The organism is Nonomuraea longicatena, assembly GCF_039525605.1.
Taxonomy (GTDB): Bacteria; Actinomycetota; Actinomycetes; order Streptosporangiales; family Streptosporangiaceae; genus Nonomuraea; species Nonomuraea longicatena.
Genome location: NZ_BAAAHQ010000041.1, coordinates 79,388 through 92,452, shown reverse-complemented (window position 1 = coordinate 92,452; position 13,065 = coordinate 79,388). Strand labels below are relative to the sequence as shown.

Genomic DNA, 13,065 nt, shown 5'->3' with positions numbered 1-13,065 from the left:
CGATGTCCTCCAGCAGCCGGCGCTTGATGAACCGGGCGCCGAGTTCGGCCTCGCGGTAGTTCGTCGGCCCGACGTGGAAGTAGTACGGCGAGGCATGATCCTCCTGCCCGACGTACCCAAGCCGGTCGGCGGTGGGCGTGGTCGCCATCATGGGGATCTTCGCGCTGTGGAGCACCTCCACGGCCTGCCTGACGCCGGCGACGCTGCGGCCGAAGCCGACGACGCCCATGACGAACGGGTCGGCCTCCGCCAGCTCGGTGACGAGCTGGGCGGCCCGCCGGGCGTGGAGGTACTCGTTGCCCGCGTTGGCGAGCAGTACCCGCACCCGGGGCGTGCTGGAGGTCGCGCGCTGGTACTCCTCGGCCGCCGTCAGCTCGGACAGCACGCCGGCGAGCCTGGTGTCGTTCTCCGCCGACTTTCTGATCGAGTACTCGCCGAGCACCACCACGCTCACGTACTTGCCCGAGTCGACCGCGTAGGCGTTGTTGGCGTCGATGCGATCGACCAGGTTCTGGATCTCGGGGATGAACAGGTTCGGGGGCGTGCGGTGCCCGGCGTTGACGACGCCGACGCACTCGTCCGTCTCGCGCTCGACCCACGCCAGCCCGCCGCAGCTCGCCATACGCTCCTGGCTGCTCCAGGCGACCCCGGCGGCGGGGACGAGGATCAGCGCCACGATCACGAGCCAGTAGCCGACCGCGCGCGACTGACTGCCTAAACGTCCGAACCGGTAGGACTGGGTCGACGGCGGGCCGCCGGAGGCGAGGGCCAGCCGCAGCCTGGGGACGCGCAGGCGGGCGACGGCCCGCCATCGGGCCAGCTCTTCCGGGAACTCATCCAGCGGGACCGGAGCGGGCCGCTCGGGGGCCGGCACGTCGGCGCCGGGACCTGCGGCCAGGACGAGCATCGGCGGGAACAGCCCGGCGTCGTGGGCGCTGTTCTCCAGCAGCCGCAGGAACCGCGCGTTGACCCCGTCCGGCCGGTCGATCTCCAGCACGAGCAGGCAGTACAGGCCCCGGCCCCAACTCGGCCAGGGGATCAGCCACTTCTTGTAGGCGTCGCGCAGGTCCTGGCACAGGGCGTTGACGAGCAGTTGCTCGGCCTGCTCCGGGGTCGCGTCCCGTACCCGCTGCGTGTACAGATGGAGGCGTTCGAGGGATTTGCGGCGCACCACCGGCATCCGGCGGAAGGCGCCGGTGAACATCGAGCCCCTGATCGACAGGGCGCCCTGGGCGGCCGTGCCGAAGAGCGCCACCAGCGCGCCGAACAACCACGGCAGCGCGCCCACGACGTCGGCGGAGCCGCCCGCCCACCAGATCGCGAGCGTGCCGACGGGCACCCAGGTCGTGGCGGCGCGGATGACGAAGTCGGCCGCGGTCTTGACTCCTCTGTCGCCGCCGTACTTGCTCCTGCGCCAGTCCTTGAGCTGATTCTTGGTCTCGCGGTCGCCGTGTGCCGCAGGCTGGCGGCGTGCCCACAGGACGAACTGGACGAGCGGAAAGCGCGGCGGCGGGAGGAAGGAGCCGCCCACCGGGCGGCCCAGCCGCCCGTCCTCCTCGCCCGCCAGCCTGTCCACCAGGTCGAAGACCGTCTGATGGGCGCCTTCCCGAAGCGTCGCGTTGGGCACGCCGTCCTCGAACGGCGCGGCCAGCCAGGCGGCCACGTCGAACGCGTTCTCGCCCGTCACCACCACCATGGGCAGCGGGGGGTCGGCACGCCAGAACGCCGGGCGCCGGATGAGCTTCGCGATCACGTCCCGCAGTTCGGCCATAAGCTCGCCCATCATCCGGGTGTGCCCGAAGTCTCACATTGCGGACCCGGGCCTGCTCCTCCATTACAGCTCAGTACGCTTGGGCAGGTGGCTGACATCGTGATTCCCACTGACATCAAGCCCGCCGACGGCCGTTTCGGCTGCGGGCCCTCGAAGGTTCGCCCCGAGCAGCTCGCCGCGCTCACCTCGGCCGGCGCGGCGGTCCTCGGTACGTCCCACCGGCAGAAGCCGGTCAAGAGCGTCGTCGGCCGGGTGCGCTCCGGTCTCGCCGACCTGTTCTCTCTGCCTGAGGGCTACCAGGTCGTGCTGGGCAACGGCGGCACGACGGCGTTCTGGGACATCGCCGCGTTCGGGCTGGTGCGCGCCAAGTCGCAGCACCTGAGCTTCGGCGAGTTCTCCTCGAAGTTCGGCACGGTCGTCACCAAGGCGCCCTGGCTGTCCGACCCGAGCGTCATCAAGTCGGCGCCCGGCACGCACCCGACGGCCGTCGCCGAGGACGGCGTCGACGTCTACGCCCTCACCCACAACGAGACCTCGACCGGTGTGGCGATGCCGATCACCCGGGTGGGTTCCGACGACTCTCTGGTGCTGGTGGACGCCACCTCGGGCGCGGGCGGCCTGCCCGTCGACATCGCCGAGACCGACGTCTACTACTTCGCGCCGCAGAAGAGCTTCGCCTCGGACGGTGGCCTGTGGATCGCGATCATGTCGCCGCGCGCCCTGGCCCGCGTCGAGGAGATCGCCGCTTCCGGGCGGTACGTACCGGAGTTCTTCAGCCTGCCGGTCGCGATCGACAACTCGCTGAAGGACCAGACGTACAACACCCCGTCGGTGGCGACGCTGTTCCTGCTCGCCGAGCAGATCGAGTGGATGAACGGCAACGGCGGCCTGTCCTTCACCACCGCCCGCACCGCCGACTCCGCGCAGCGCCTGTACACGTGGGCGGAGAAGACCGCCTACACCTCGCCGTTCGCCGCTCCGGAGTTCCGCTCGCAGGTGGTCGGCACGATCGACTTCGCCGAGGAGGTCGACGCGGCGGCGGTGGCCAAGGTGCTGCGGGCCAACGGCATCGTCGACACCGAGCCGTACCGGAAGCTGGGGCGCAACCAGTTGCGCATCGCGATGTTCCCGGCGATCGACCCGGCCGACGTCGAGGCGCTGACGGTGTGCGTCGACTACGTGGTCGAGCGCCTTTGAGCCGTCCGGCGTGACAGTTCCTCCATCAGGGCGAGCGCGTCGTCGTCCTCGACGCTCTGGGCGAACCTGGCCAGCACCGGCTGCCTGTCGGTGCTGTCGGCCAGGGCCTGGAGCATGAGGCTGGTGACGTGCTCGTCCCGGGTGCGCCTGGCGGCGTACCTGAAGGCGTTGCGGTAGGGGGTGCGGACCAGGTGGCCCTTCTTGAGCAGGCGCTCCGCCACGGTCTGGACGGTGGTGTAGGCGAGTTCCCTGTCCTCGTTGAGGCGGACGAGGATCTCGCGGATCAGCAGGGGTTTGCCCGCGTCCCACAGCACGTCCATGATCGCGCGCTCCAGGGATCCCAGGTTCGCCACCGACCGACCTTTCGGCTCGACTCGCTTTCGGCAGAGCTAGTTGTAAACATTGTTGCCGGAAACCCGGCACGCGACCAGGGTCGCAGACATACCTGGGGTATGTGGGCGAAAATCGCCATATTCATGGGCTGAGCGGGGCTTTTGGGGCGGATGTTGTTCCGCTTTTCTCCGCTTTTCCACCGCAGGCGGCGGCTCTTCCGTTTGACACCTCGCCGACGCCGTCTCCCCCGTTCCGCCCGCAAGATCCCCTATCTTCCGTTCCACACCCCGCCGCTGCGGCTGGCGTTTCCGGCACAACCCCCATCCACTACGGCCCAGCCGCCCCACCGCCGCCCGCCGCCTCGGGCCGACGGCCGCTCCGTGCGCCACTCCTCCCACACCTCACCCGCCGCTACGCCGCCCTGTTGGCCGGGAATGCCCGCCTACCGGAGCCCAGGCAGGCCATGGGCGGCCCAGAAGGCGTCGTCGCAGACCATGAAGGGGTGCGGGTGAGGAGCGTCTTCCTGGAGGGCCCTCAGGGCGTGCGGTGAGTGGGGGTGGGGTGGCTTGCCGTGACGGATGGGTGGCTCTCGAAGAGAGCCGTGACGGACGGGTGGCTCTCGAAGAGAGACGCGACGGACGGGCGCGTCAGAGGGCGAGTTCGGCGGCGGGGCGGGCGCGGCGGCGCAGGATCCACGCGGCGACGACGCCGCCCACCAGGCCGAACAGGTGGCCCTGCCAGGAGACGCCCTCCTGCGTGGGCAGCAGGCCGGTCAGCATCGAGTAGTAGACGGCGGCCACGACGATGCCGATGAGGATGTCCACGAGGCTGCGGTCGAAGATTCCGCGCGAAACCACGTACCCGAAATATCCGAAGATGAGGCCGCTGGCGCCCACCGCCACCACGCCCACGGGCGTCGTCAGCCACGTGCCGAGGCCGCCCACCAGGACGATCAGCAGCGACGCCGTCAGGAATCTGCCGATGCCCCGCATCGCCGCCACGAATCCCAGGATCAGCAGCGGGAGCGTGTTGGCCAGCAGATGCCCGAAATCCACGTGCAGGAACGGCGCGAACAGGATGCCGATCAGCCCCGACGGCTGCCATCCCGCGATGCCGTAGTTGTCGAGGTTCTCCGGCAGGACGTAGTCCATGATCTCGACGCCCCACATGACGGCGACGACCACGACCATGAGCACGGCGGCGCCCACCGCCTCGACCACCATGGCGCCGAAGCGGGACCGTCCAGTCGACTGACCGTTCATGCGCGCTCCCCTGCGAGGTCGAACTGACTCCCCTTTTACCGTACGCAGGAAAACGGATGCGCGCGTCGGAAGCCCCGGGCCGCGCGCCCGGGGCTTCCCGGGGGGTCCGGCAAGAGTGCTCCGGACCGTCCCCGACGGCTTCCAGCGGGGGCTACCGGCCGGTCCAGCGGGGGGCGCGCTTCTCCGCGAAGGCCGCCGCGCCCTCCATCGCGTCGTTGGAGACGAAGACCGGATGGATGATCTCGCCCTGCTTGGCGAACATCTCGTCCACCGCCCAGTCCTGCGACTCGATGATCACCCGCTTGGTCGCCGCCAGCGCCAGCGGCGCGTTCCCCGCGATCCTCCCGGCCAGCTCCAGCGCCGACTCCAGTGCCCCGCCCGCCGGGGTGACCCGGTTGACCAGCCCCAGCTCGTACAACCGGGCGGCCGGATAGTGCTCGCCGGTGAGCGCGATCTCCATCGCCACGTGGTACGGGATCCGGCGCGGCAGCCGCATGATGCCGCCCGCGCCCGCCACCAGGCCGCGCTTCGGCTCCGGCAGCCCGAACCTGGCCTCGGCGGAGGCCACGATCAGGTCGCACGACAGGGCCAGCTCGAAGCCGCCCGCCAGCGCGTACCCCTCGACGGCGGCCACGATCGGCTTCGTCGGCGGCGCCTCCGCGATCCCGCCGAAGCCCCGCCCCTCCACCACGGGCAGGTCACCGGTGAGGAAACCCTTCAGGTCCATCCCCGCCGAGAAGTAGCCGCCTGCTCCCGTGAGCACGTACGCGGCCACGTCCGGACGGGCTTCGAGGGCGTCCAGCGCCTCCGCGATCCCCCGCGCGACCGCGCCGTTGATCGCGTTCCTGGCTTTCGGGCGATTGATCGTGATGGTGGCGACGCCGCCGGACTCCTCCACCAGAACTTCGTCAGACACGCGAGACCTCTCAGGGGGTGGGCGGGCCCGGTCCCGGGCCCGCGTCGCTCACTTGGGCTGGAAGCGGATGCCGCCGTCGAAGCGGACGACCTCGGCGTTCATGTAGTCGTTCTCGATCAGCGTGCGCACCAGGTGGGCGAACTCGTCCGGACGGCCCATCCGCTTCGGGAAGACCACCGGGGCGACCAGCTTGGCCTTGAACTCCTCGGCGTTCGCGGCGAAACCGTAGATCGGGGTGTCGATGATGCCGGGGCAGATCGTGTTCACCCGCACGCCGATCGCCGCCAGGTCGCGGGCGGCCGGGACGGTCATGCCGACGATGCCGCCCTTGGAGGCGGAGTAGGCGAGCTGCCCGGTCTGGCCTTCGAGGGCGGCGACGGACGCGGTGTTGACCACGACGCCCCGGTGACCGTCCTCGGAGACCGGGTCGGTCTTGGCGATGGCGGCGGCGCCGATGCGCATCAGGTTGAAGGTGCCGACCAGGTTCACCTCGATGACCTTGCGGTACGTGGCCAGGCCGTGCGGGGCGCCCTCACGGTTGACGGTGCGCTCCGCCCAGCCGATCCCGGCGCTGTTGACGATCACCCGCACCGGCTTGCCGGTCGCGACGGCGGCGTCCACGGCCGCCTGAACCTGCTCCTCGTCAGACACGTCCGTCTTGACGAAGACACCGCCGAGTTCGTCGGCGAGGGCCTTGCCGCGCTCCTCGTTGAGGTCGGCGATCACCACGGTCGCGCCATGGGCGGCCAGGTCACGGGCGGTGGCCTCGCCCAGCCCACTGGCTCCGCCGGAGATGATCGCTACAGATCCGTTGACATCCATAGCTCGGACCCTAACCTGCCAACCGAATCTAATTCTACTAGGGCTCGCCCAGTTCCCTTTCACCCGAAACCCACCGCGCAGGTTCCTGCCGGCCGGGCCCTTCGGAAAGCAAGGGTCGCCTTCCCGCCCAGGCGGGTACCGCCGGGGTTCCCGGTCGGGTGGTCAAGGGGCGGCGTCGCGGTGGGACGCCGTCAGGCGAGGGGCGCGGGAGAGGCCGTCGGCGGACGGCGGTGGGGCGGGGTGGGGGCGGCTGGGCCGTGAGGAGGAAGTATGCCCTCAGGCGTCACATCGCCCCCACTGCCGTGTCGACGTCGGAGTAGACGCGGATGCGGCGGTCGAGGCCCGTGGTGCGCAGGATGCGGGCGACCGGTGCCTGCGGCGCGGCCAGGCAGACGCCGCCGCCCTCGCCCGTCGCCAGGCGCCACGCCTCGATCAGCACCGAGAGCCCGCTGGAGTCCATGAACGACAGTTGCTGCAGGTCGAGCACCAGGCGGGCGCTGTCCTGCTTGATCGCGTCGCGGACCTCGTCGCGCAGGAAGGGCGCCGTGAACAGGTCGAGCTCACCTTCCACCGCCACCACCACGGCATCGCCCATCGAGTGTCGCGCCAGCCGCAGCTTCATCTTTCGGCCCCTCCTCGCTGAGCCACTGTACTTGGACATCCCCGAGATGCGCGTACGCACAAACTACGATCATCGCATGCGGGTGGACGAGGCCGAACTCGGAGTTCAGCTGCCGTCGGCGCCGATCAGTCCCCTACGGGCGGTGTCACGGCGGATGGCGATGGCGCTGGGTGTGCTCGCCGCGATGTTCGTGCTCGTCGCGGTGGATCTCGACGGATATCGCGACAACGCCGACGGCCGGATGACCCTGCTCGACGCGCTCTACTATGTCACCGTTTCGTTGTCCACGACCGGCTATGGGGATATCACCCCGGTCTCCGACGCCGCGCGGCTCGTCAACATCGTCGCCGTGACCCCGCTGCGGATAGCGTTCCTGATCATCCTGGTGGGCACCACCGTCGAGGTGCTCGCCAAACGCTCCCGCGACGCCTTTCGCATCGAACGCTGGAGGTCCAGGTTGCGCGACCACACGCTGGTCATCGGCTACGGCACCAAGGGCCGCTCGGCCATCCGCACCCTGCTGGAGAACGAGCGCCCCAAGGAGTCGATCGTCGTGGTCGACTCCAGCGGACCCCTGTCCGGCGAGGCCGCCGCCGACGGGTTCGCCTGCGTCACCGGCGACGCCACCCGCAGCGAAGTGCTCAGGCGCGCGGGCGTCGGCGAGGCCGCCCAGATCATCATCGCCGTCCAGCGTGACGACACGGCCGCGCTGATCACACTGACCGCCCGCAGCCTCAACGCGGCGGCGACGATCGTCGCCGCCGTCCGGGAGTCCGAGAACGACCCCCTCGTCCGGCAGAGCGGCGCCGACGTCGTCATCACCTCGTCCGAGGCGGCCGGGCGCATGCTGGGCGTCGCCACCCAGAGTCCGGCGGTGAGCGCGCTGATCGAGGACTTCCTGGTCTTCGGCAAGGGCCTCGACCTGTACGAACGCGGCGTGGAGGCAGACGAGGTGGGCAGGGCGCCGGCCGACTGCGCCGACACGGTGGTCGCGGTGGTCCGCGACGGCGGCGTGCGCACGTTCGCCGACGCCGAGGTCCAGCGGCTGCGCGCCGACGACCGGCTGATCGTCATCCATGTCCCGGTGGGATAGCGAAGCCGTAAGGAAGTTCGAGGCGGTGGCGGGCGAGCAGGTCGGCGTCCGCGAGCAGGCTCCGGGTCGGGCCGTCGGCGGCGATCACCCCGTCCGACAGGATGAGCGAGCGTTCACACAACTCCAGCGCGTACGGCAGGTCGTGGGTGACCATGAGGACGGTCACCTCCAGCGAGCGCAGGATCTCGGCGAGTTCCCTGCGCGCGGCCGGGTCCAGGTTCGACGAGGGCTCGTCCAGCACCAGGATCTCCGGCTCCATCGCCAGTACGGTCGCCACCGCCACCCGCCTGCGCTGCCCGAACGACAGGTGGTGCGGCGGCCGTTCGGCGAAGGGGAGCATGCCGACCCGGTCGAGCGCGTCCTTGACCCGGCGTTCGAGTTCCTCGCCGCGCAGTCCCGCGTTGAACGGGCCGAAGGCGACGTCGTCGTGGACGCTCGGCATGAAGAGCTGGTCGTCCGGGTCCTGGAAGACCAGGCCGACCCGCTGCCGCACCTGCCTGAGCGTGTCGGCGCGCACGGTGGTGCCCGCGACGGCGACACTGCCGTGACCCGCGGTGAGAATCCCGTTGAGGTGCATCACGAGCGTGGTCTTGCCCGCGCCGTTGGGCCCGAGCAGGGCGACCCGCTCGCCGCTGCCGATCGTGAGGTCCACGCCGAACAGCGCCTGGGTGCCGTCGGGGTAGGCGTAGGCGAGGTCGCGGACCTCCAGCGAGTTCACAGCACCGCCCCGAGCAGGACGGCGCCGGCGGCGGCGGGGAGGGCGAGGGCTGCGGCCCACTGCCCCGCACTCGCCGACAGGTCCCGAAAAATCGGTATCTGTCCTTCGTAGCCTCTGCTGAGCATCGCCAGGTGCACCCGCTCACCCCGCTCGTACGAGCGGATGAACAGCGCCCCCGCCGCCCGCGCCAGCACCGGGAACCGGCGGAACGACCTGGCCTCGAACCCGCGCGACTCCCGCGCGATCCGCATCCGCCGCATCTCGTCCACGATCACGTCCAGATATCTCAGCATGAACATCGCGATCTCCACCAGCAACGCGGGCACCCGCAGCCGCCGCGCCCCCAGCAGGATCATCCGGGGCGGCGTCGTGGCCGCCAGCAGCACCGACGCCGCCACCCCGAGCGTCGCCTTGGCCAGGATGTTCCACGCCGCCCACAACCCGGGCACGCTCAGCGACAACCCCAGCACCGTGACCCGCTCCCCCAGCCCGATCACCGGGATCAGGAACGCGAACACCACGAACGGCACCTCGATCGCCATCCGCCGCAGCACGAATCCCGGCGGGATCCGCGCCAGCGCCGCCACCCCGGCCAGCAGCGCCGCGAAGCAGGCGAAGGCCCAGAACTCCGCCCGGGGCGTCGCCACCACCACGACGGCGAAGGCCGCGACCGCGAGCAGCTTGCAGTGCGCGGGCAGGCGGTGCACGGGCGAGCCGCCCGGGAAGTACAGGTCGTGGTGGTGCCCTGCGCCCACGGGTCAGGACCTGGTCCGCACCGCGGACGCGACCCCCGCGCCGACCAGCAGCGTCAGCCCGACACCCACCACCCCGGCCACGCCGACCGGGATGCCGCCGACCTCGCCGTAGTCGGCCAGCGCCCACGAGCCGAACAGGTGGTCGGTCGCGCTGCCGAGGAAGCCCTTGTCCTCGGCGACCGACTCCAGGCCGTCCGGCGCGGACGAGGCGAAGAACGACACGATCCCGGCCAGCACCAGCGTCAGTCCGAGACCACCGAGCACGAACGGACGCAGCCCGCCGGGCCGGGTCTCGCGCGCGGCGCCGACCTCCGTCGTGGTCCCGTCCGCGCCGCGCAGCACGAGCGGCCGGGCCAGGCCGCGTGCTCCGTACACGAGGTCGGGGCGGACCGCCAGCACCGTGCCCACGGTCACGGCCGTGATAGCGCCTTCACCGAGACCGATGAGCACGTGCACGCCGCCCATGGCGGCGGCCACCGCGCCCACGTCGATCGGGGCGGTGCCGCCGACGGCGAACAGCGCCGTGAACACCAGCGCGGAGACCGGCACCGAGACCAGCGCGGACAGGAACGCCGCCGCGGTCACCGCGCCCTTCCCCCTGGCCGCCCTGGTCACCAGCCGGAAGACCGCCCATCCGGTGAGGACGGTGACGACGCCCATGATGGAGACGTTGACGCCGAGCGCGGTCAGCCCGCCGTCGGCGAAGAACAACGCCTGCACGATCAGCACCACCGCCATGCACAGCACACCCGTGTACGGCCCGACGAGGACGGCCGCCAGCGCGCCGCCCATCAGGTGCCCGCTCGTGCCCGCCGCGACGGGGAAGTTGAGCATCTGGACGGCGAACACGAAGGCCGCCACCAGCCCCGCCATCGGGGCGGTGCGGTCGTCGAGTTCCCTGCGCGCCCCGCGCAGGCACAGTGCCACGGCGGCGGCGGCCACGAATCCGGAGGAGACGGACACCACGGCGTCGAAGAAGCCATCGGGTACGTGCACGACGTTCCCTCCCAGCAGGAGACCGTCCTCACTGTAAGTCAGGAAGTCGCACCTGCATATAGGTCGCGACTAGCGCAGCAGGCGGCGGATGATCGCCCTCGGCGTGAGCCTGCGGACCACCGTGCTCAGCCGTCCCCTGCCCGCCGTCGCGTACGGCCGGGCGGTCCTGAGGACGGCGCCCTGCCACCACCGCCGCGCGGCGGGGACGGCGGTGTCCGCCGTCTCGATCCGGAAGCGCGCGGGCGGGCCGCCGAGTTCGAGTTCGAGGTAGGCGTCCCAGGTGCCGGGCGCGAACCTGCCCACGGCGGGACGGGCCGCGAACGCGCCGCCCGACATGGACGTGACCCGGTCGAACCGCTCGGCGCCGGTGTTGCGCTCCCGCCACACCAGCCTGCGCACACACCCGGCCTCGGGAGGCGAGCCGCCGACCGTGACCTCGCCGTCGAGGGCCAGGCGGTGGCCCAGCGTCCAGCGGGTCCTGGTGATGCGCACGCTGCCGGGGACGGCGAGCACGTGGCCGCCGATGTCGAGGCTGAGATTGCCGTTGTCCCTGGTGAAGTACGGGAGCACGATCGAGCGCCCGGCCAGGCGGGCGGCGGGCCTGCTGATGCCGCCGTCGCGGACGGCGCCCAGCCTGCCGCGCCTGACGACGCCTTCGAGCTCGACCGCCACGTACGCGTCCCACACGCCGGACTCCAGCGCGCCGACGTCGACGCGGGCGGAGAAGTCGCGCAGCCGGGCGCAGGGCTCGGAGCGCACCACGATCTCGCGGGCCGGGTCGTGCCTGGCGCGCAGCACCAGCGACAGGCCGGAGCAGTCGCGGATGCCCTCAAGCTCGGCCGTGCCGGTGACGATCAGGCGCCCGGCCTCCCAGCGCAGGCCGGTCAGTCTGCGCAGCACGGCGGCGGCCTCGATGCGGGCCAGCCGTTCGAGGCGCTCGACGTCGCCGAGCGCGGCCAGGCGCTGCCGGTCGGTGCCGCCGAGCCGCGCGATGACGCCCGGTGTCAGCCACTCGTCGCACAGCGCGGCGACCTCCTGCGCGATCTCCTTGCGCTGGACCTCCCCGGCCTCCAGGAACGGGGCGCCGAGCTGGGCGAAGGCGTCGATCCTGAAGTGCCTGCGCAGCAGGTGGTCGCGGAGCGGGCCGGGCGGGATGTGGGCGGCCATGAGCGCGATCGGCGCGCGGATCATCTCCAGCCAGGCGACGGGATCGCGGCTGTCGGGCTGCTGCATGATGCTGCTGCCGTCGGGACGGTCGACGAGGTGGTAGCAGTCGTAGTCGGCGACGACCGAGATCACCTCGGCGTGGCAGTAGGCGTGGACGGTGAACTGGATGTCCTCGCCGATCATCCGGTCCTCGGCGAACCGGATGCCGTGCCTGAGGAGCATCTCGCGGCGGAACAGTTTGAAGCAGCTCAGGCTGTTGTACACGGCGCTGTCGCCGAGATCGGCGCGGTCGAGGTTGTGCTGGAACATCGACACGGGCACCCGCCTGCCGTGTCCGGCCATGCGGCCGAGGACGATGTCGGCGTCGTTGCGGTCGGCCATCGCCATCAGGCGTTCGAGCGCCTCGGCGCCGAGGTAGTCGTCGGCGTCGCAGAAGAAGACGTAGCGGCCGGTGGCGTGCTCGATGCCGACGTTGCGCGGGCGTCCGGCGCCGCCGGAGTTCTCCTGCTTGACGACCTTGACGATGGTGCGGTGGTAGGTGGCGTAGAGGTCGAGGAGCTCGGCCGTGCCGTCGGTGGAGCCGTCGTCCACCACGATGATCTCTTTGGCGACCCGCTGGATGAGGACCGAGGTCAGGCATCTGTCAAGGAATGGGCGGCAGTTGTGAGCGGGGATGACGACGCTGACGTCCACCAAGTCTTCGTTACTCTCCGTGATGGTTTCCGCCACAGCCGCGCCCCCCAGCCGTCACAATCCGCATGCTGTCGCATTCAGTATGTGACGGATCGCGGCCCTCGCGTGGCGGTTCCGAGGTCTTGATGGGGGGCAATCCCCCGCCATTTTCCACCGAAATTTCACGACGAAGGCCGTTATGGGCGGCAATATACGGCGGGAAATTGGGGTGGGGGAAGGTGTTTTCACTCTCAGGGGAAGAGAACATCCCCGTGGGGGGAGTGCGCTACCCCGCAGGCCGTCGGCGTGATCCCCGCGAGCGGTCGGCGCGTCTACACTCAGGCACCCTCGACATGGGGAGGCGGCGGTACATGAGCACCGATCTTCACAGGCAGCCGACGAGCGGACCCGCCGTGGAGGCGGCCGAGCGGATCGTCGCGGCGGCACGACTCAGGGAACTGCACGAGTGTTCGGCGCTGCTGCGCCGTACCAGGGTGCGGGCCGAGCAGATCGTCGACGAGGCGCGGATGATGCTCGCGGAGGCGGAACGCGAGGGCGAACCGGGACGCATCCTGACACTGAGCGCACAACTCGACGAGGCGCGGGCGGCGTACCGCAAGGTGATCAACGCCTACGTGGCGCTGTGCCGCCGCATCGACACCGAACGCCGCGAACTCGCCTGACGGGCGCGCAGGCGCTGCCAGCACATCGCCGCAAATTGCCATATCTGACACTAAACAA

At 70.8% G+C, this 13,065-nt stretch carries 13 protein-coding genes; 3 read left to right on the top strand and 10 right to left on the bottom strand.

Going from position 1 to position 13,065, the window contains the following annotated elements; all coding sequences use genetic code 11:
- Positions 1-1,786, bottom strand: a 1,786-nt coding sequence (locus ABD120_RS31965; protein ID WP_343953942.1) for an ABC transporter substrate-binding protein, incomplete at its 3' end; no start/stop codon positions are given.
- 72 nt (positions 1,787-1,858) lie between these two features.
- Here ABD120_RS31965 and serC point away from each other — a divergent pair.
- Positions 1,859-2,968: a phosphoserine transaminase gene (serC, locus tag ABD120_RS31960; protein WP_343953941.1), complete on the top strand. Its 1,110-nt coding sequence runs from the start codon at positions 1,859-1,861 to the stop codon at positions 2,966-2,968.
- On the opposite strand, the gene ABD120_RS31955 is transcribed toward serC, so the two are convergent.
- The 5 genes from ABD120_RS31955 to ABD120_RS31935 all read right to left on the bottom strand — a co-directional run bounded on the left by ABD120_RS31955 (position 2,947) and on the right by ABD120_RS31935 (position 6,923).
- On the bottom strand, positions 2,947-3,321 hold the full coding sequence (locus ABD120_RS31955; protein ID WP_343953940.1) for a BlaI/MecI/CopY family transcriptional regulator: 375 nt from the start codon (positions 3,319-3,321) through the stop codon (positions 2,947-2,949). The two genes, serC and ABD120_RS31955, sit on opposite strands and share 22 nt — an antisense overlap.
- A gap of 627 nt (positions 3,322-3,948) precedes the next feature.
- Positions 3,949-4,563 (bottom strand): rhomboid family intramembrane serine protease, encoded by a 615-nt coding sequence (locus ABD120_RS31950; protein WP_343953939.1) that lies wholly within the window; start codon positions 4,561-4,563, stop codon positions 3,949-3,951.
- Positions 4,564-4,714: 151 nt separating this feature from the next.
- Positions 4,715-5,479 carry a crotonase/enoyl-CoA hydratase family protein gene (locus tag ABD120_RS31945; protein ID WP_343953938.1) on the bottom strand — a complete coding sequence of 255 codons (765 nt, stop codon included), beginning with the start codon at positions 5,477-5,479 and terminating at the stop codon, positions 4,715-4,717.
- Between the two features lie 48 nt (positions 5,480-5,527).
- Positions 5,528-6,301 carry an SDR family NAD(P)-dependent oxidoreductase gene (locus ABD120_RS31940; RefSeq protein ID WP_343953937.1) on the bottom strand — a complete coding sequence of 258 codons (774 nt, stop codon included), beginning with the start codon at positions 6,299-6,301 and terminating at the stop codon, positions 5,528-5,530.
- 283 nt (positions 6,302-6,584) lie between these two features.
- Entirely contained in the window at positions 6,585-6,923 is a 339-nt protein-coding gene (locus tag ABD120_RS31935) for an STAS domain-containing protein (protein ID WP_343953935.1), read from the bottom strand.
- Between the two features lie 76 nt (positions 6,924-6,999).
- Here ABD120_RS31935 and ABD120_RS31930 point away from each other — a divergent pair, with 76 nt between their 5' ends.
- Positions 7,000-8,016: a potassium channel family protein gene (locus tag ABD120_RS31930; RefSeq protein ID WP_343953934.1), complete on the top strand. Its 1,017-nt coding sequence runs from the start codon at positions 7,000-7,002 to the stop codon at positions 8,014-8,016.
- Here ABD120_RS31930 and ABD120_RS31925 read toward each other — a convergent pair.
- The 4 genes from ABD120_RS31925 to ABD120_RS31910 form a co-directional block, all read right to left on the bottom strand.
- The gene (locus tag ABD120_RS31925; RefSeq protein WP_343953933.1) at positions 7,994-8,734 is read right to left on the bottom strand and encodes an energy-coupling factor ABC transporter ATP-binding protein; all 741 of its coding nucleotides are present in this window, start codon (positions 8,732-8,734) and stop codon (positions 7,994-7,996) included. The two genes, ABD120_RS31930 and ABD120_RS31925, sit on opposite strands and share 23 nt — an antisense overlap.
- Complete coding sequence (cbiQ, locus tag ABD120_RS31920) at positions 8,731-9,489, bottom strand: cobalt ECF transporter T component CbiQ (RefSeq protein WP_343953932.1); 759 nt, start codon at positions 9,487-9,489, stop codon at positions 8,731-8,733. Before cbiQ ends, ABD120_RS31925 begins: the two co-directional genes overlap by 4 nt.
- Positions 9,490-9,492: 3 nt before the next feature.
- On the bottom strand, positions 9,493-10,485 hold the full coding sequence (locus ABD120_RS31915) for an energy-coupling factor ABC transporter permease (protein WP_343953931.1): 993 nt from the start codon (positions 10,483-10,485) through the stop codon (positions 9,493-9,495).
- 69 nt (positions 10,486-10,554) lie between these two features.
- A complete protein-coding gene (locus ABD120_RS31910; RefSeq protein ID WP_343953930.1) occupies positions 10,555-12,345 on the bottom strand; it encodes a glycosyltransferase family 2 protein in 1,791 nt (596 codons plus the stop codon).
- Between the two features lie 350 nt (positions 12,346-12,695).
- Between ABD120_RS31910 and ABD120_RS31905 the strand changes: the two genes are divergently transcribed.
- The gene (locus ABD120_RS31905) at positions 12,696-13,007 is read left to right on the top strand and encodes a hypothetical protein (RefSeq protein ID WP_343953929.1); all 312 of its coding nucleotides are present in this window, start codon (positions 12,696-12,698) and stop codon (positions 13,005-13,007) included.
- Positions 13,008-13,065 lie beyond the last annotated feature (58 nt).